This window comes from Paraburkholderia lycopersici (assembly GCF_900096975.1).
Taxonomy (GTDB): domain Bacteria; phylum Pseudomonadota; class Gammaproteobacteria; order Burkholderiales; family Burkholderiaceae; genus Paraburkholderia; species Paraburkholderia lycopersici.
Genome location: NZ_FMYQ01000001.1, coordinates 626,925 through 645,769 on the forward strand (window position 1 = coordinate 626,925; position 18,845 = coordinate 645,769).

Annotated in this window: 14 protein-coding genes and 1 tRNA gene; 7 read left to right on the forward strand and 8 right to left on the reverse strand. The window is 65.2% G+C overall.

Annotation, left to right across the window (positions count from 1 at the left end):
- Window positions 1-189: 189 nt before the first annotated feature.
- Window positions 190-1,344, forward strand: a complete 1,155-nt coding sequence (locus tag BLU17_RS02785) for a hypothetical protein (protein ID WP_091994060.1) — start codon at window positions 190-192, stop codon at window positions 1,342-1,344.
- 261 nt (window positions 1,345-1,605) lie between these two features.
- The gene (locus BLU17_RS02790) at window positions 1,606-3,738 is read left to right on the forward strand and encodes a tetratricopeptide repeat protein (RefSeq protein ID WP_342713797.1); all 2,133 of its coding nucleotides are present in this window, start codon (window positions 1,606-1,608) and stop codon (window positions 3,736-3,738) included.
- 234 nt (window positions 3,739-3,972) lie between these two features.
- On the opposite strand, the gene htpX is transcribed toward BLU17_RS02790, so the two are convergent.
- From htpX to def, 4 genes are all read right to left on the reverse strand, one after another.
- On the reverse strand, window positions 3,973-4,824 hold the full coding sequence (htpX, locus tag BLU17_RS02795) for a zinc metalloprotease HtpX (RefSeq protein WP_091994066.1): 852 nt from the start codon (window positions 4,822-4,824) through the stop codon (window positions 3,973-3,975).
- Window positions 4,825-4,956: 132 nt separating this feature from the next.
- On the reverse strand, window positions 4,957-5,607 hold the full coding sequence (locus BLU17_RS02800; protein ID WP_091994219.1) for a LysE family translocator: 651 nt from the start codon (window positions 5,605-5,607) through the stop codon (window positions 4,957-4,959).
- Window positions 5,608-5,741: 134 nt separating this feature from the next.
- On the reverse strand, window positions 5,742-6,737 hold the full coding sequence (gene fmt, locus BLU17_RS02805; RefSeq protein WP_091994070.1) for a methionyl-tRNA formyltransferase: 996 nt from the start codon (window positions 6,735-6,737) through the stop codon (window positions 5,742-5,744).
- Window positions 6,738-6,802: 65 nt separating this feature from the next.
- Window positions 6,803-7,306, reverse strand: coding sequence for a peptide deformylase (gene def, locus BLU17_RS02810; protein WP_091994073.1), 504 nt, complete (start codon window positions 7,304-7,306; stop codon window positions 6,803-6,805).
- 269 nt (window positions 7,307-7,575) lie between these two features.
- On the opposite strand from def, the gene dprA reads away from it, so the two are divergent.
- The 3 genes from dprA (at window position 7,576) to BLU17_RS02825 (ending at window position 12,214) form a co-directional block, all read left to right on the forward strand.
- Window positions 7,576-8,838 (forward strand): DNA-processing protein DprA, encoded by a 1,263-nt coding sequence (gene dprA, locus BLU17_RS02815; RefSeq protein ID WP_091994076.1) that lies wholly within the window; start codon window positions 7,576-7,578, stop codon window positions 8,836-8,838.
- An 84-nt stretch (window positions 8,839-8,922) separates the two neighbouring features.
- Window positions 8,923-9,300, forward strand: a complete 378-nt coding sequence (locus BLU17_RS02820; protein WP_091994078.1) for a thioredoxin family protein — start codon at window positions 8,923-8,925, stop codon at window positions 9,298-9,300.
- A gap of 256 nt (window positions 9,301-9,556) precedes the next feature.
- Window positions 9,557-12,214 (forward strand): DNA topoisomerase III, encoded by a 2,658-nt coding sequence (locus BLU17_RS02825; protein WP_091994081.1) that lies wholly within the window; start codon window positions 9,557-9,559, stop codon window positions 12,212-12,214.
- A gap of 105 nt (window positions 12,215-12,319) precedes the next feature.
- Here BLU17_RS02825 and BLU17_RS02830 read toward each other — a convergent pair whose 3' ends face one another.
- Together BLU17_RS02830 and BLU17_RS02835 are read right to left on the reverse strand one after the other, a co-directional pair.
- Window positions 12,320-13,429, reverse strand: coding sequence for a LysR family transcriptional regulator (locus BLU17_RS02830; RefSeq protein WP_091994084.1), 1,110 nt, complete (start codon window positions 13,427-13,429; stop codon window positions 12,320-12,322).
- Between the two features lie 315 nt (window positions 13,430-13,744).
- Complete coding sequence (locus tag BLU17_RS02835) at window positions 13,745-15,595, reverse strand: phosphoenolpyruvate carboxykinase (GTP) (RefSeq protein WP_091994087.1); 1,851 nt, start codon at window positions 15,593-15,595, stop codon at window positions 13,745-13,747.
- Between the two features lie 420 nt (window positions 15,596-16,015).
- Between BLU17_RS02835 and BLU17_RS02840 the strand changes: the two genes are divergently transcribed.
- On the forward strand, window positions 16,016-17,029 hold the full coding sequence (locus tag BLU17_RS02840; protein WP_091994090.1) for a D-2-hydroxyacid dehydrogenase family protein: 1,014 nt from the start codon (window positions 16,016-16,018) through the stop codon (window positions 17,027-17,029).
- Window positions 17,030-17,098: 69 nt separating this feature from the next.
- Here BLU17_RS02840 and BLU17_RS02845 read toward each other — a convergent pair whose 3' ends face one another.
- Together BLU17_RS02845 and BLU17_RS02850 are read right to left on the reverse strand one after the other, a co-directional pair.
- Window positions 17,099-17,977, reverse strand: coding sequence for a patatin-like phospholipase family protein (locus tag BLU17_RS02845; protein WP_091994093.1), 879 nt, complete (start codon window positions 17,975-17,977; stop codon window positions 17,099-17,101).
- A 48-nt stretch (window positions 17,978-18,025) separates the two neighbouring features.
- Window positions 18,026-18,430, reverse strand: coding sequence for a PaaI family thioesterase (locus BLU17_RS02850; RefSeq protein WP_091994096.1), 405 nt, complete (start codon window positions 18,428-18,430; stop codon window positions 18,026-18,028).
- Window positions 18,431-18,673: 243 nt separating this feature from the next.
- Between BLU17_RS02850 and BLU17_RS02855 the strand changes: the two genes are divergently transcribed.
- Window positions 18,674-18,749: transfer RNA gene (locus tag BLU17_RS02855), tRNA-Lys, on the forward strand.
- Window positions 18,750-18,845: the final 96 nt, after the last annotated feature.

An 18,845-nucleotide genomic window follows, 5' to 3' on the forward strand; every position in this document is an offset into this window, starting at 1 on the left:
TGCACAAGCGAGCCATTGTAGCGTGGCAGGCGCGCAACACTGTTTCGCCGCACGCGCCCGCTGACGAGACCGCGTCCGCGGGCGCGCCGGCCGCGCGGGCATCCGGATACATATTGGCGGATATCGCCTGGCCGCTCGCCGCATCATGGCGACGAAAGCGCACGCCCTCCCCGTTCCTCGACGGTCATCATGAAACCACTCGGGAAGCAACACGACATCGCGTTCCTCGCCTTCGTTGCGCTCTTTTCCGTTTTCCAGCAAGGACGCGGAAAGCTGCTTTCGCCGTTCTGGGACTACACGGTCTACGCGAGCGCGCTCAATCAGTTCAATCGCGGCGCCAATCCCTACGCGCCGCACGCGCTCGCCTTCGTCTATCCGCCCATCTTCCTGAATCTCTTTTCCCGGATTCCGTTTCACTGGCTCTATCTGGCTTTGGTTTGCGCGTCGCTGGTTTATCTCGCCTATAGCCTCAGACATGCAGATTTTCTGGTCGCGGGCGCATTGGGTTTCCTGACCGGCGGCGCAGGCGTAGGCGGCGTTGTCACGGGGAACTTCGCCATCTTCGCTCACCTGCTGGTGATTGCCCTCTTCTATGCGGCTTCCCGGGAGAAAGGCCGCACGATGCTCAGGGACTGCGTACTGACCTTCTTCATCGTTCTCTTTGCCTCCATCAAGATCTATTTCCTGACGTACGCCGTCGTGTTCCTCTTTATCCCCAAGGGCGTGCGCTATTTCTTCGCGGCGCCCGTCTGCGTTGCGCTCGCAATCATCGCGCAGGTCGCGCTCGAACCGAACCTGTGGGCCGCCTTCGAAACCATGCTGCACTGGCAGATGCTCACCCAGAACGATTCCGGGCTCGTGCTGTTCGGAATACTCGAGCAACACGTGCGCGCCTTATCCGCTTTCGACGATGTCCTGATCCACGAACTGGTCGTCTTGGCGCTATTCGCGTGCGCGGTCAATCCGTTGCGCAGCCCGCGCCTCATGGCTTGCGAAGACGCATCGGGCAGGTTGTTCTACATCCTTGCGTTCGCAATGGCGCTGAATCCGCGAATGAAGGAATACGATATCGCGCCGTTTTTTGCATGCTGCTACGTCTCGCTGTTCCAGAGCAGCAACGCCGGTCGCCGGATGGATCGCGCGTTTTTCTACGCCGTCCCGTTGGCGTTCATCGCCGCGTGGATAGCGGTCAAGCTCACACACGTTTTCACCATTCTCGACGCCGCGTGGTTCATAGGCGTCTATTTCGTGTTCTTCGTGGTGTCCATGCGCCAGCGGGCGTTGCGGGTTGCGGCTCACGCAAGCGCGCGACCTATGGACGGCGACGCCACGGCGGCGGGTTGAATAAAAAAACGCCTCCCAAGAGGTCTCCTGCGATGAAAGAAGCCTGTTTTCGCCGGATGAGCTGCGGCGGGGTGAATATGGAAGCGCTTGCAAGCCGTCTGCAAGTTTTGGGGTGTCCGGCCGCGCTTCTCCATAGCCCGAATAGTGGCAGCGTATGCGCTCAGTTCGCGGTGTTGCCTGGACACGAGCTGTCGTAAGCTCGACATGCCTCATTGTTCCCGCCGCGCAAGTGCCGCACCTCGCCTCTTAATATCGTTCACCGTGCCCATTACGACGCCCCTTGCGCCCGCCCCCGACGACATCCTGCGCGAAGCCAATGCGCTCTGCGAAGCGCACCGCTTCGCAGACGCGCTCGCGCTGCTCGAACCGCACGTCGGCCACGATGCGGCAGCCGACGCCGCCGCGCTTGCGCCGGCTCTCCATCTCGCGGCTCTCAGCGCGACGGGCACGGGCGACGCCCCGCGCGCCGAGGCGCTGTGGATGCGCTGTCTCGCAGCGAAACCTGACTTCGCGCCGGCATATACCGGTCTCGCAGCACTCTTTGCGGCCTTGGGCCGCTTCGCGCAAGCAGAAGCGGTGTATCAAAAGCTGTTGGTCCTGACGCCTGCCGACGCCGATGCGCGCAGCAACCTCGGCGTTGTATTGCAGCGTCAAGAGCGGTACGCCGAAGCCGAAGCCGCGTTTCGCGCCGTGCTCGCGCATCACCCCGCTCACGCCGACGCGCACTACAACCTCGGCCTCCTGCACCAGGGACAAAGCCGCCGCGCCGAAGCCGAAAGCGCGTTTCGCGCCGCCATCGCGGCGAACGCACGCCATGCCAAGGCCTACAACAGCCTCGGCACGCTGCTGCGAGACCATGGGCAAGGCGATGCAGCCGCCGAGGCCTGGCGCCAGGCGCTGCTGATCCAGCCGCAGTACCCGGAAGCGCTCAACAATCTGGCAATGCTGTTCAAGGCATCCGGCAAACTCGCCGAGGCAGAACTCGCGATCCGCATCGCGCTCCAGATCCGCCCCAATTTCGTGGACGCGCTCAACAACCTTGGTTGCGTGCTCACCGATCTCAAACGCGCGCCGGAGGCGGAAGCCGCCTTCCGGCAGACGCTTGCGCTCGCACCGAACCACGCCGAGGCGCACTACAATCTCGGCGTCGCGCTGCACGCGCTCGAGCGGCTGCCCGAAGCGGAAGCCGCTTATCGCGAGACGGTGCGCCGCGTGCCTCACCGCGTCGAAGCGTATAACAACCTCGCTTGCGTGCTGATGGCGCTCGGGCGCCGCAGCGAAGCACTCGATGTGCTCCACGAAGCCGTTGCCGTGCGCCCCGATTTCGCCGAGGCGCACTTCAATCTCGCGAGCCTCGCAAAGGAACGCGGCCTCCTCGACGAAGCGGAAGCTGGCTACCGCCGCGCGCTGACGGCGAATCCCGATTACGGCGACGCGAAATTCCGCCTCGCCACCCTGCTCATCAGCATGGGCCGCTTCGAAGAGGGCTTCGCACGCTACGAATGCCGCTATGCGATGCCGGGCTTCGTGCATCACGCGACGCAACGCCTGCTGCAGTGCCCGGTGTGGCAAGGCGAACCGCTCGCGGGCAAGGCCTTGCTGCTGTGGCAGGAAGACGGCCTCGGCGACATGCTGCAGTTCGGCCGCTATGCACGCATGCTCAAGGACCAAGGCGCGGCGCATGTGGCGTTCGTCTGCCAGCGGCCGCTGCATCGGCTCTTTCGTGGCGTCGAAGGCATCGATGCCGTGCTCGACCACGAAGCCGGGGCGGCCGCATCGCGCCAGTACGACTGCTGGGTGAGCCCCATCAGCGTGCCCCATCGTGTGCGCACGACGCTCGATACGATCCCGGCGCCGCTCGTCTTCACGCCCGAACCCGCGCTCGTCGAACAATGGGGCGCGCGCCTTGCCACGCTCGCGCCAGGGCCGCGCATCGGGATCGTCTGGAAGGGCAACCCGAAGCACTTCAACGACGCACATCGCTCGCTGCCCTCGCTGGCCGTGCTTGCGCCGCTCTGGAACGTGCCGGGGCTGCGGTTCGTGAGCCTGCAAAAAGGTCGGGGAGAGGATGAAGCCCAGAATCCGCCGGCAAGCCTGCCGCTGTTGCACCTCGGCACCGACGTGCACGATTTCGTCGATACGGCGGCCATCATCGCGCACCTCGATCTCGTGATTTGCGTGGACACGTCCACCGCGCATCTGGCGGCATCGCTCGGCAAGCCGTGCTGGGTGCTGCTGCCGCATTACGACCCGGACTGGCGCTGGATGCACGGGCGCGACGATTCACCGTGGTATCCGGGCACGCTGCGCCTGTTCCGCCAGCGGGCCGACGAAGCATGGAGCGCCGTCGTGGAACGTGTGCGCGTGGCGTGCGCCGGGCGCTTCATGGCCTGAATCGCGGCTTCATTTGCAGTCGAAGCAAGCGTGGCGCCGACGCGCCTCGATCCCGCACGTTACAAAACGCCATAGCCGGACCGCGCGAATGCATCGATCTGCTCATCAACGTAAAACGGCCCGGCCGACAATGCGACCGGGCCGTCAAGTCCCGTCCTGCCGCTCGATCTTCGGAAAAGCTTCACCGAACGGCATGGCCTCCGAAGAGGCGTTCCGGTAATACCGCTCGCGGCTTCAACGTCTGCCCGCGGCCATTTCCATCAACCGGCGGATGCGCTCTTCCGTCGACGGGTGCGTGCTGAACAGGTTCTGCAGACCGCCGCCGGAAAGCGGATTCATGATCATCATCTGCGCCGTGGCCGGATGCTCTTCGGCTGCCTGGAACGGAATGCCCTGCGCGTAGCGGTGAATCTTGTCGAGCGCCGTGGCGAGCGCCTGCGGATCGCCCGAAATCTCGGCGCCGCCGCGGTCGGCCTCGAACTCGCGCGCCCGCGAAATCGCCATCTGGATGAGCGCGCCAGCAATCGGCGCGAGAAGCGCGACGGCAATGCTCGCGATCGGGTTCGCGGGACGGCCGTTCTCGTCGCGTCCGCCGAAAATCATCGCGAAGTTGGCAAGCGCCGAGATCGCGCCGGCCATGGTGGCTGAAATCGTCGAGATGAGAATGTCGCGGTGCTTCACGTGCGCCAGTTCGTGCGCCATCACGCCGCGCATCTCGCGCTCGGACAACACGCGCAGAATGCCCGTGGTCGCGGCGACGGCGGCATGCTCGGGGTTGCGGCCCGTGGCGAACGCGTTGGGCGCGTCCTCGTTGATGAGGTAGACGCGCGGCATCGGCAAGCCAGCGCGCGCGGCGAGATCGCGAACCATGCGATAGAACTGGGGTGCCGTGGTCTCGTCGACTTCCTGGGCGTTGTACATGCGCAGGACCATCTTGTCCGAATACCAGTACGAGAAGAAGTTCATGGCGAGCGCGAAGAACAGCGCCAGCACCATCCCGCGATGCCCGCCGATCAGCCCGCCAATCGCGATGAAAAGGGCCGTAATCGCGGCCATCAACATCGCGGTCTTGACCCAGTTGAACATATGCTGTGCTCCTTCACCCATCAGGGGATCAAATCGATCGTTGAACGCCCGCCGCCAGCCGGTCAACTGGTGCCAGGCGCGAGCGCATTGTAAGCGATCTGTTAGATATTGGCGGAAGCGAAAAATTCAATGTCAGCGCGTGGCGGCGGCGAGCTTCAGTCCCAGGCCGACGAACGCCGAGCCGACGGTGCGGTCGAGCCACTTCTTGACGCCCGGCTTTCCCGAGAAGCGCTGCGTGACGCTGCCCGCCACCCACGCGACGAAGCCGTTCCAGATCGTGCTCATCAGCACGAACACGGCGCCGAGCGTGAGGAACGCGAGCGCCTTGTGCGCGCTCCCGGCGCTCACGAACTGCGGGAAGAACGAAACGAAGAACAACACGACCTTCGGGTTGAGCACATTGGTGCAGAAACCCGAGAAGAAGAGCTGGCGCAGCGGGCGCGGCTCGGCGGCGCCCAATGCGGCGGGCGCTTCGCCTTCGGCTGGTTTGGCCTCGTGCTTCGTGAGGACGAGGCGCGCACCGAGGTACACGAGATAGATCGCACCAACGATCTTGATGACCGTAAACGCGGTGGCAGAGGCGGCGAGCAACGCGGTCAGGCCGAACGCGCAGGCGAGCGAATGGACGCAGCAACCGGCCGAAATCCCGAGTGCGGAAACGAGTCCTGCACCGCGGCCCTGCGCGACGCTGCGGCCGACGATATAGGCGGTATCGGGCCCCGGCGTCACGTTCAGGAGAAACACGGCGACGAGGAAGAAACCGAAATGGGTGATGCCGAGCATGACGACCTCAAATTGCTCAAATTGCGGTTGGCGCATCGAGCGCAATTGATTCTAACGCGCGGCGCGGCGCGGCATCTGGCCAACCCGGCAATTCCGGACGATGACGCGAGCGCCACGGCCCGCGCGCGCCGCGCTCAGGCTGCGGACGCTTCAGGCAACTGGAACCGCTGCCCCGCCGCCAGCGGCATGCCGGCCAGAAATTCGCGCGCGGGCAGGCGCTTGCCGCCCGGCTTTTGCAACTGCGTGAGGCGCAACGCACCCTCGCCGCATGCCACCACCACGCCCGCCGGACTCACGTCGAGAATTTCGCCCGGCCTGGCGACAGCGTCGGCTGGACGCTCCACGGGCTCGGCCGCCCACAGCTTGAGCTGCGCGCCGTCCAGCGTGGCCGCGCCGCCCGGAAACGGATCGAACGCGCGAATCTGGCGCGCGAGCGCCACAGCCGGCCGGCGCCAGTCGAGCGCGGCTTCCTGCTTGCCGATTTTTTCGGCGTAAGTCGTGCCCTGACCCGGTTGCGGCGTCGTGGGCAACGCGCCGTCGCGCTCGAGCGCCGCGAGCCCATCCACGATCAGCTTCGCGCCGAGTTGCGCGAGACGGTCGTGCAGCGTCGCCGTGGTGTCGCCCGGCGCGATCGCGGTGCGCACCGCGGAGATCATCGGACCGGTGTCGAGCCCAGCATCCATCTGCATAAGCGTGATACCGGTTTCGGCGTCGCCCGCTTCGATCGCCCGGTGGATCGGCGCCGCGCCGCGCCAGCGCGGCAAGATCGACGCATGGATGTTGATGCAGCCGCGCGGCGGAATATCGAGCACTTCCTGCGGCAACAGGAGCCCGTATGCGGCGACCACCATCACGTCGTGCGGCGTGGCGCGCAGCAGGTCCAGCGCCGCAGCGGCTTCCTGAGGATATTTGCCGGTCCGGCGCAACGACGGCGGTTGGGCGACCGCCATGCCATGCTCCTGCGCGTAACGCTTGACAGGGCTCGCCTGGAGCTTCATGCCGCGGCCCGCCGGACGGTCGGGCTGGGTCAGGACGAGCGGCACGGCAAAGCCCGCCTCGTGAATCGCCGCGAGCGCCGCGGCGGCGAATTCCGGCGTGCCGGCGAAGATGACGCGAAGGGTGTGGCTCATGGGCGCTCGCTGCTCGATTGGCCGAAATAGTTGGATGAAGCGTGGAATAGCTCGATGCGACGCGATTACATCGCGCGTTCGAGCTTCTTCATCTTGCTCTTGATCCGCGTTTGCTTGAGCGGCGAGAGATACTCGACGAACACCTTGCCCATCAGGTGATCCATCTCGTGCTGGATGCACACCGCGAGCAGCCCCTCGCAATCCACTTCGTAGCTTTCGCCCTTCTCGTTCAGCGCGCGCACGCGCACCTTCTCCGCGCGCTCGACTTCATCGTAGATGCCGGGCACGGAGAGGCAGCCTTCTTCGTGCACTTCGCGTTCGTCGCTCGACCAGACAATTTCCGGATTGATGAAGACGCGCAGTTCGTCGTGCGTCTCGGAAACGTCGATCACCACGACGCGCTCATGCACGTCGACCTGCGTCGCCGCGAGACCGACGCCCGGCGCGGCGTACATGGTTTCGGCCATGTCGGCGACGAGCTTGCGGATGCGGTCGTTGACCACGTCGACCGGCTTCGCGACCTTGTGCAGACGCTTGTCCGGGTAATGAAGAATGTTCAGTAGAGCCATGATTTGACGGGTTTCTCGTTAGGCGGCAGGCGAAGCGCGGACTGGCCGTTCGGCCAGCTTGCGGGACCCGTGCCGGATACGGAGGATATACGGACATATACGGGCGAACGGGCCGCGATTCAACGTTGGAGTTGGACGCAACGCCGCCCGCGCACTCACGCCAAGCCGAGGGCGTGCGCGCAACGCCACGCATGCAGGCGCCAAAGTGTATTTCGGATGGTGAAAATTTTATCACGAGTGCGGCAATTCGCCCGCCGCCGGAGAACGCGATGCTCACGACTTTGCCACTATGTCCCGGCGAACTGGCCGCCTGGCTGCGTCTCGCCCTCGCGCGCGGCCTGAAGCCTGCGGCGCTGCGCGCGTTGCTCGGCGCGTTCGGGTTGCCGCAGAACGTGCTCGCCCAACCGTTCGCGACACTCGCCGCGGTAGCCGGCGCGCAGGCGGCACACGCGGCGCTGGCCGAGCCCGGGCCGGATTTCGCGCCCCAGCTCGAAGCCCTGAACGCATGGCGCGCGGCGCCCGGAAATACGCTCCTCACGCTCGCCGATCCGGCGTACCCGGCGCGCCTCCTCGCCATGCCGGACCCTCCGCCGCTGCTCTATGTGAAAGGCAACCTCGGTTTGCTGCACGCTCGCGCCGTTGCCGTCGTGGGTAGCCGCAACGCCACGCCGCAGGCCGCCGAAGACGCCGCGCGCTTCGCACGCACGCTCGCCGCTTCGAGCCTCACGGTCGTGTCGGGGCTCGCGCTCGGCGTGGACGGCGCAGCCCATCGCGGCGCGCTCGAGGAGCGTGGGGGCACCGTCGCCGTAATCGGCACAGGCGCGGATCTCGTCTATCCGGCCGCGCATCACGCGCTCGCCACGCAAATCGCCGAGCGCGGGGCGCTCGTCTCCGAATGGCCGCTCGGCACGCCGGCTCGCTCGGCCAACTTTCCGCAGCGCAACCGCGTCATTGCCGCGCTAGTGGAAGGCGTGGTCGTGGTCGAGGCGGCGCAGCGCTCGGGCTCCCTCATCACCGCACGACTTGCCAATGAGATGGGGCGCGACGTGTTCGCGCTGCCCGGCTCGATCCACGCACCGCTCACACGCGGCTGCCATGGGCTCATCAAGCAGGGCGCGCAGCTCGTCGAAACGCCGGAAGAGGTGCTCGAAGCGTTGAACGCCGGGCAACCGGCGGGTGCGGCGCCTGCCCCCGTGACAGGGCAGCGGGACCGCGGCCCGAAAGTATCGGTTCCCTTCGAACGCCCGGCGCGCCATGCCCGGCGAACGCTGCCCGCTACGCGGGCATCCCCGCCACCGGCGACCAACCGCGCCGCAGCAAGAAGACCGCCGGTCGCGCCGCCAGCCAGCCTCGGCGCCGAGGCGCGGCGCCTGCTCGCAGCCCTCGGTCACGCGCCGGCCACGGTTGAAATCCTCGCGCAGCGCACCGACATGGCTGAAGCAGTGCTCCAGGGCACGCTGCTGCAACTCGAACTCGCGGGCCATCTCGACGCACTCCCGGGCGGCTGGTTCGTGCGCGCGGCGCGCAGCTAGCGCAAGCGTCACTGGCGGCTCGCCGCCGTGATACATTCGCGCCAAATACCCCGCTCTATATATAAGAGAACGCAAGGAACGACCATGCCCGCGCTAGACCTCGACACCGACGCAGACCAGATCGCCGAGCGCGTCAGCAACCCCGATACGCTGTTCGTCGCGTGCCTGTGCGCGCAGTGGTGCGGCACCTGCCGCGACTACCGGGCCACCTTCGACCGCATCGCCGATGCGCATCCCGAGATCTGCTTCGCGTACATCGACATCGAAACCCACGCCGATCGCTTCGACGACCTCGACGTCGAGAATTTTCCGACCATCCTGATCGAAGACGCCCACGCCACGCGCTTCTTCGGCACCGTCCTGCCGCACGGCGCCGTGGTCGAGCGCATGCTCGCGGACCTCACGGCACTGCCGGGCGTGGCCGACGCACCGAAGTTGCGGCCCGCCCTGAGCGCCGTTTGACAGGCGATCACCATCTGGCCCCGATCAGACACGCCGCTTGCCGCGCGGCTTGACGCCCCCTTATGATTGGGCGCCCCGACGCATGCGCGCGCGTCGTCATGAGATGACGTAAAAATCGACGCCGGCGCGCCATGTGCTATAAAGCGGTCGAGAACGGCCCCCGACCGGGGCCCGACGACGGGCATCGCGCCCAAGCGCCCATTCAGACGGCATCGGCCCCAGGGCGCCAACCGGATACACCCACAAGCAACCAGTCATGTCCAAAGCTCTGATCATCGCCGAGAAGCCATCCGTCGCGAACGACATCGCGCGCGCTCTGGGCGGTTTTACCAAGCATGACGAATACTACGAGAGCGACGACTACGTGCTCTCGTCGGCGGTCGGCCATCTGCTGGAAATCGCCGCGCCGGAAGAATACGAGGTCAAGCGCGGCAAGTGGAGCTTCGCCCACCTGCCCGTGATCCCGCCGCACTTCGACCTGAATCCCATCACCAAGAGCGAATCGCGGCTCAAGGTGCTCACGAAGCTGATGAAGCGCAAGGACGTCGACCGCCTGATCAACGCCTGCGACGCGGGGCGCGAGGGCGAGCTGATTTTCCGCCTGATCGCGCAGCACGCGAAAGCGAAGCAACCGGTCCAGCGCCTGTGGCTGCAGTCGATGACGCCGCAGGCGATCCGCGACGGCTTCGCGAACTTGCGCAGCGACGACGACATGCAGCCGCTCGCCGACGCCGCCCGTTGCCGCTCGGAAGCCGACTGGCTCGTCGGCATCAACGGCACGCGCGCGATGACCGCCTTCAACAGCAAGGGCGGCGGCTTTTTCCTCACCACGGTCGGCCGCGTTCAGACGCCAACGTTGTCGATCGTCGTCGAACGAGAAGAGAAAATCCGTCGTTTCGTGCCGCGAGACTATTGGGAAGTACGCGCGGAGTTCGTCTGTGCGGGCGGCTTCTACGAAGGCCGCTGGTTCGACCCGAAATTCAAGAAGGACGAATTCGATCCGGAGAAGCGCGATTCGCGCCTCTGGAGCCTGCCCGCCGCCGAGTCCATCGTCGCCGCCTGCCATGGCCGCGAAGGCACGGTCAGCGAAGAATCGAAACCGTCCACCCAGCTTTCGCCCGCGCTCTTCGATCTGACGAGCCTGCAGCGCGAGGCCAACGGCCGCTTCGGCTTTTCGGCCAAGAACACGCTCGGCCTCGCCCAGGCGCTGTACGAAAAGCACAAGGTGCTCACCTACCCGCGTACCGATTCGCGCGCGCTGCCCGAGGATTATCTCGGCACCGTGAAAGAGACGCTCGAGATGCTCAAGGAGAGCAACAACTACTTGCCGCACGCCAAACAGGTGCTCGACAAGGGTTGGGTGAAGCCGAACAAGCGCATCTTCGACAACTCGAAGATCAGCGACCACTTCGCGATCATCCCCACGCTGCAGGCGCCGAAGTCGCTCTCCGAGCCGGAGCAGAAGCTCTACGACCTCGTCGTGAAACGCTTCCTCGCCGTGTTCTTCCCGGCGGCGGAATATCGCGTCACGACGCGTATCACAGAAGTCGCCGGCCATCACTTCAAGACCGAGGGCAAGGTGCTGGTCGAGCCGGGCTGGCTGCAGGTCTATGGCCGCGAGACCGGCGGGGACGACGCCAACCTCGTGCCGGTGCAGAAGGACGAGAAGGTCAAGACCGACAAGATCGCGGCTCACCAGCTCGTGACCAAACCGCCGGCGCGCTACAACGAAGCGACGCTGCTTTCGGCAATGGAAGGCGCGGGCAAGCTCGTCGACGACGAGGAACTGCGCGAGGCGATGGCCGCCAAGGGCCTCGGCACACCGGCCACGCGCGCGGCGATCATCGAAGGGCTGCTGGGTGAAAAATACCTCGTGCGCGAAGGCCGCGAGTTGATTCCGACGGCCAAGGCGTTCCAGCTCATGACGCTGCTGCGCGGCCTCGGCGTGGAAGAGCTCACCGCGCCGGAACTCACCGGCGAGTGGGAATACAAGCTTTCGCAAATGGAGCGCGGCAAGCTTCCGCGCGACGCGTTCATGCAGGAAATCGCCCGCATGACGCAGACCATCGTCAAGCGCGCGAAGGAATACGACTCGGACACGATCCCCGGCGACTACGCGACGCTGGAAACGCCGTGTCCGAATTGCGGCGGCCAGGTGAAGGAGAACTATCGCCGCTTCGCATGCACGAAGTGCGAGTTTTCGATCTCGAAGATTCCCGGCGGACGCCAGTTCGAAATCGCCGAAGTCGAAGAACTGCTGAAGAACAAGACGATCGGCCCGCTCTCGGGCTTCCGCAGCAAGATGGGCCGGCCGTTCTCGGCCATCCTCAAGCTCTCGTTCGACGACGAAATCAAGAATTACAAGCTCGAGTTCGATTTCGGTCAGGACCAGGGCGCCGAAGACGGCGAAGCGCCCGACTTCTCGGAGCAGCAGCCGGTGGGCGCATGCCCGAAGTGCAAGGGCCGCGTGTTCGAGCACGGCATGAGCTACGTCTGCGAGCACTCGGTCGCGAATCCGAAAACGTGCGACTTCCGCTCGGGCAAGGTGATCCTCCAGCAGGAAATCACGCGTGACCAGATGGCGAAGCTGCTGGCCGAAGGCCGCACCGACCTGCTGACCAGTTTCAAGTCGTCGCGCACGGGCCGCAATTTCAAGGCATTCCTCGTGAAGCAGAGCGACGGCAAGATCGGTTTCGAGTTCGAGAAGAAGGAGCCGGGCGCGAAGGCGGCGTCGAAGACTGCGGCAAAGAAGACGGCGGCGTCGGCTGATACGGCGGACAACGCCGCGACCGACACAGCGGACCCGGCAGAAGAAGCCACGGCGAAGCCCGCGCGTAAAACGGCGGCCGCCAAAGCCGCGCCGGCGCGCAAGACCGCTGCCCGCAAGACGCCGGCGCGCAAGACGGGCTCGTAAGCCGGCGTTCGGCAGGCCGCAGGCCGTCTGCGCGCCGACAAACAAAAGGCGCAGCTTCTTTCGAAGCTGCGCCTTTTTTATCGACCGACGACCGGCGAGCCGGCCTTATAGCGGTGAAATCGCCGAAGTCCGGGTGCGCGCCGCCGAAGCGCGCGCGGCCTTGGGCGCACGCTCGGCGTCCATGCCGTTGTGCTCGCCGTCGCGCACGCTTGAGCCCGATGCGGACTGCGCGCCGTCATAGCTTTCGGCTGCGACGCCGTGGCGGGCCGCTGCGGCCGGGCGTGCGAGCCCGTCCTTGACCCACTGTTCGCCGAGCTGGCTGTTCGGCGTCTGGCTGAAGTGCTCGACGAGATGATCGATGAACGTGCGCACCTTCGCCGGCAAATGGCGGCGGCTCGGATACGCGACGTTGATCTCCACCTGCGGCAAACGATAGTCGCCGAGCAGCCGCACGAGGCGGCCGCGCGTCATGTCGCGGCCGATCAGATAGCTCGGCAGGATCGCAATGCCCATGCCGAGTAGCGCGAACTGGCGCAGCATCTCCGTGTTGTTCGCCACGATCACGTTGGTCGGGCGCACGCGGACCTCGCCCTCTGGCCCCGTGAAGACGCGCTCGTCCCCCCAGTATTCGGACGGCAGCGACAGGCTCGGATGCTCCATCAGCTGTTCGGGCCGCGTGGGCGTGCCGTGCTTTTCGAGGTACGCCGGCGTGGCGCACACGGTCATGCAGCCCGTCGTGAGGCGGCGCGTGACGATGCTCGCGCTGCGCATCTGACGCGCCGTCACGACGCCCAGATCGAAGCCCTCTTCGACGAGATCGACCTGGCGATCGACCAGCGTGACGTCGGGAATGACCTGGGGATAGCGCTGCGTATACGTCTGCAGCACGGGAGCGAGATTGTGGAGGCCAAAGACGACCGGTGCGACGATGCGCAGCGTGCCGACGGGCTCGTGGTTGCGAGCGACGACCATCTGTTCGACATCCTCGAGTTCATCGAGGATCTGGCGGGCGCGCTCGAGATAGACCTGACCCGATTCGGTCAGGGAGAGACTGCGGGTCGTGCGATTGAGCAGCCGCGTGCCGAGCCGGCCTTCGAGGTCGGCGACATGCCGCGTCGCAACCGCATTGGAGATATCCATCGCGGAGGCGGCCCGGGCGAAACTGCCGAGGTCGGCCACTTTGACGAATACTCGCATCGACTGCAAATGATCCATGAGACAACTCCTGCCTGTTACTCCCACTCGCTGAGAATCAGCCGTGGAAACCGCGAATTCTCCTACGACAGTGGAAAACCCGCAGAAGTTGCCTCCGAAGCCCCTATTTTCTTTGCGAATTCTTCGGCGGCACCCCAAAATGCATTAACGCATACACGATTGTTTCCTGAAACGAAACAATTTTGCGCATCGCAGCGAAATAGCAGGTTAAACGCCGAACAGCAGGCGATTTGCACCGCATCAAAGCGTTCGACCCTGAAACGAAACAGCCGCCCAAAGGCGGCCGCTTGGTTAGCGAGGACTTACTTCAGGCGATCAAAAGCGCGTTTCCAGCCGCTTGCGCGCCTCTTCGAGCGCGTCCGGCAAGCCGTGAGCGAGCGTTTCGAACAGTTCCGCGTGCAGCGCCAGTTCGGCGCGCCAGGCGTCGGCATCGACCGAAATCACCTGCTCGAACTGCGCCGGCGTGAAATTCAGGCCGCTCCAGTCGAGGTCGCCGTAGCGCGGCGACAAGCCGAATGCATGCTCGTCCCCCTCGGCCTTGCCTTCGATGCGGCGCACCATCCATTCGAGCACGCGCATGTTTTCGCCGAAGCCCGGCCACACGAACTTGCCGTCCGGGCCCTTGCGGAACCAGTTCACGCAGAAGATGCGCGGCAGCGTCGCGCCGAGCTTCGTCAGGCGCTCCCCCGTTCGCAGCCAGTGGCCAAAATAGTCGGCCATGTTGTAGCCGCAGAACGGCAGCATCGCGAATGGATCGCGGCGCACCACGCCCTGCTGCCCCGCCGCCGCGGCCGTCGTTTCCGAGCCCATGGTGGCAGCCATGTAGACGCCCTCGGTCCAGTCGCGCGCCTCGGTCACGAGCGGCACCGTCGTCGAGCGGCGGCCGCCGAAGACGAACGCGTCGATGGCCACGCCCTTCGGGTTCTCCCATTCGGGATCGATCGACGGGCATTGCGACGCCGGCGCCGTGAAACGCGCGTTCGGGTGCGCTGCCTTGCGGCCGGTTTCCTTCGCGATGGCCGGCGTCCAGTCGTTGCCCTGCCAGTCGATCAGATGCGCGGGCGGCTCGTCGGTCATGCCTTCCCACCAGACGTCGCCGTCGTCGGTAAGCGCGACGTTCGTGAAGATCACGTTCTCCTTGAGCGTCGCCATGGCGTTGAAGTTGGTCTTTTCGCTCGTGCCCGGCGCAACGCCGAAGTAGCCGGCCTCCGGGTTGATCGCGTAGAGGCGGCCATCGGCGCCGGGCTTGATCCACGCGATATCGTCGCCGATGGTGGTGATTTCCCAGCCGTTCATCGCAGTCGGCGGAATCAGCATGGCGAAGTTGGTCTTGCCGCACGCCGATGGGAACGCCGCGGCGACGTGATACTTGCGCCCTTGCGGCGAGCGCACGCCGAGAATCAGCATGTGCTCGGCGAGCCAGCCTTCGTCGCGACCCATGGTCGAGGCTATGCGCAGTGCGAAGCACTTCTTGCCCAGCAGCGCATTGCCGCCGTAACCCGAGCCGTAGCTCCAGATCTCGCGCGTTTCGGGAAAATGAACGATGTATTTGGTCTTGTTGCACGGCCACGGCACGTCCTTCTCGCCCGTCGCGAGCGGCGCGCCCACGCTGTGCACGCACGGCACGAACGCGCCGTCTTCGCCGAGCACGTCGTACACTGCGCGGCCCATGCGCGTCATGATGCGCATGTTCGCGACGACGTAGGGGCTGTCCGAAAGCTCGACGCCGATATGCGCGATGGGCGAGCCGAGGGGCCCCATCGAGAATGGCACGACGTACATCGTGCGGCCGCGCATCGAACCCGCGAACAGGCCGTCGAGCGTCGCGCGCATTTCGGCGGGCGCGACCCAGTTGTTGGTGGGGCCGGCGTCTTCCTTGCGCGACGAGCAGATGAAGGTGCGGTCCTCCACGCGCGCGACGTCCGAAGGGTCAGAGCAGGCGAGATAGGAATTCGGGCGTTTCCGCGCATTGAGACGGCGCATCGTGCCCGCTTCGACCATCTGCGCACACAAGCGGTCATATTCCTCCTGGGAACCGTCGCACCAGACAATGCGATCGGGCTGCGTATGCGCAGCGATTTTTTGCACCCAGTCGATCAGTTTCCGGTGCCGGACCCAGGCGGGCACCTGCGCGGCGGCCTGGGCTTGGTGATCGGGATGGTTCATCGAGCTGTCTCCATTTTTAGGGCTGTAAAAAGGGATCGGCCCTTCCAGACGCTGCACGCGAGAGGCGCAACTGCTGCAAACCGACGCCGAAGGCAGATGGCGCGCGATTCGCTTCGAGCAGTTGGGCAGGTCGTCAAGGCCTTTCAGCCGGGGTTCGAAACCGTCTGTAAAGCGGCTTGCATCGCAACCCGACAAGCTGTTAAAAGTTGCAAATTCGCGACCGACGGCCGCGACAGGGACCTGCGTGCGTAGCCGTGGTCATGCGCAATTGCAATGCCTGCTGCTGCACACGGCGCGACGTGAAGGCTCCCCTTATTCATACCAGCCTTCCCGGCGCTGCATAGTGGGATAACCACCAGATGAACACCGAAGTCGCGCTACGATCAGCACGATGCAAAACACGCAAAACAACCCGCTACCATGAAAATTGCCATCCTTGACGACTACCAGGACGCCGTCCGCAAGCTCGACTGCTTTCAACTGCTCGCCGACCACGAGGTCAAGGTGTTCAACAATACGGTGCGCGGTCTGGGCCAGCTCGCCAGCCGCCTCGCCGAAGTCGACGCGCTCGTGCTGATCCGCGAACGCACGCGCATCACCTCGCAACTGCTCGACAAGCTCCCGCATCTGCGCATGATCAGCCAGACCGGCAAGGCGGGGCCGCATATCGACATTCCCGCCTGTACGGAGCGCGGCATCGCCGTGCTCGAGGGCATCGGCTCGCCGGTGGCGCCCGCCGAACTCACGTGGGCGCTCATCATGGCCGCGCAGCGCCGCATTCCGCAGTACGTCGCCAATCTCAAGCAAGGCGCGTGGCAGCAGTCGGGGCTCAAGACCTCGGCCATGCCGCCGAACTTCGGCCTCGGCCAGGTGATGCGCGGCCAGACGCTCGGCATCTGGGGCTACGGCAAGATCGGCCGGCTCGTGGCGGGCTACGGCAAGGCGTTCGGCATGCGCGTGGTGATCTGGGGCCGCGAGCATTCGCTCGAAGCCGCGCGCGCCGATGGCTACGAAGCCGCGGCGAGCCGCGAAGCGCTGTTCGAGGAGAGCGACGTGCTCTCGCTGCATCTGCGCCTGCACGACGACACGCGCGGGATCGTGAAGCAGGAAGACCTGCTGCGCATGAAGCCCACGTCGCTGCTCGTGAACACGAGCCGCGCGGAGTTGCTGGAAGAGAACGCGCTGCTCGGCGCGCTCTCCCACAACCGGCCGGGCATGGTTGCGATCGACGTATTCGAGAGCGAGCCGATCCTGCAGGGCTATAGCCTGCTGCGCATGGAAAACGTGATCTGCACGCCGCACATCGGCTATGTGGAGCGCGAGAGCTACGAGCTTTACTTCGGGGCGGCATTCCGCAACATCCTCGCCTTCGATGCGGGCGACCTTTCGAGCGTCGCGAACCCCGAAGCGCTGCAGGGCGGCCGTCGCCGGTAAGCACGGCGGCATGGGGCGGCGCGCGCCGCCCCATGCCTGCGATTCCGGACGCATCCGATGCACGCCCGTTCAGGCGTGCGCGCCCGCTTCCATCACCTCGGGCAAACGTGCGAGAAAGCGCTCGCCGTCCACACGGCCGAGGTTGTAGGCGTGCTGCATCTGCTGCGGGCTCGTGTAGTCCCAGCTCGAAATCGGCACCTTGGCCGAAGGCTGCACGTAAAGGCGCAGCTGCACGCCCTGCGGCGCCTGATGGCGCATCACGAACATCTGCGGACGCGGATAGAGGCGCGTCACCATCACCAGCACGCAGCCGGGCGTTTCGTCGAGCGCGCCAACCGGCACATTGTCGACCATTCCGCCGTCGAGCACCGGGCGGCCATCGCGGCGCAGCACCGGCGTGAACGGCGGCGTGCACGACGACTGCAGGATCAGGTCGGCGAGATCCTCCACACTCGCGCATTCCTGCGCGGTCACGAACTCGGGATGGAAGCCGAGCTTGCGCCCAAGCGTGGGGTGCAGCGTCTTGCGGATGTGCTTTTCGATGTTGTACGCGATGAGGCCCGCGGCCACGGCACTGCGCGCACCGAGCCAACGCGGCAGATGCGACACGCCGATGCGGATCTCGGGCGCGTCCTGAAGCCGCGCGAACGGCTCGCCGTAGATATCGAGCAGCGCCTGCCGATAGATGCGGTAGTGCGGAAACACCGACTCGCCGCGCAGCAGATTGCCCCAGTAGGCATTGCGCCTGTTGTGGCGTAGCGCTTCCTCGTAATAACGCATGACCCAGTCGGCCTCGCGCGTGTAGAGCATGCAGGCCGTGGCCGCGCCCGCCGAAATGCCTGCGATGACGCGCGGACGAATGCGCAGCTCGGGCTGGACGATGTCCCAGAACCCCGCCTGCCACCAGCAGCGATTGCCGCCGCCGGCGAAAACAACCTGATCGAACATGCCTTGGCATCCTTCGAAGCGATCGAAAAACGATCGGAAGCGGCAAGCTTAATCGAGCAGCGCGTAAGTCGAGGTCGCGTGAACCGCCATCCGGCCTTCTTCTTCATAGAGTTCTATTTCGCCGAACACCAGGTTGCGGCCCATGCGCAGCACGCGCGCCTTCACGAGCACGTCGCCCTTGCGCACGGCGCGCATGAAACTGGTGTTGAGCGCAACGGTCGTCATGGGCCTGAAGCCGCCGAGCGCCGCCGAAATCGCGACGATCATGGCCGTATCGGCCGCGGCCATGAACACCTGGCCGCAAATCACGCCGCCCGAGTGGCGCAGCTCGCCGGAGAACGGCAGGCGCAAGGTGGCGCTCTCTTCGGTCACGTCGACCGGCTTCATCCCGAGCGCGCGCACCCACGGGGCCAGCACGCGCTCAAGTAGCGCGTCGATTGCGTTGTCGTCCATTGTTTGCCTTTGAGAATGCGTGCCGCGCGACGATTCCGACAAAACGGAAGATGCGCAACAACTGCCTTAAGCCCGGTTTGACGCCGGGCGTGGCGACATCATACCGGGACCGAGCCGAGCCGGCGGCAAGTACGCGAACGCCCGGGCTGGCTGGCTTATAGCGCCCTCTTCAACTATTTTTAGAAAAAATGCGAAAAGGGCTTGGCAGACCCAAAAAGGTGTAGCATAATCTCACTTCTGTTGGGGGCGTTAGCTCAGTTGGTAGAGCAGCGGACTCTTAATCCGTAGGTCGAGTGTTCGAGTCACTCACGCCCCACCAAACGAATCAAGCACTTAGCCCGGTCATTCTGACCGGGCTTTTTGCTTTCTGGAATCCATGTAGGCACCGTGTAGGCATTTTGAGTCTGCATCAATC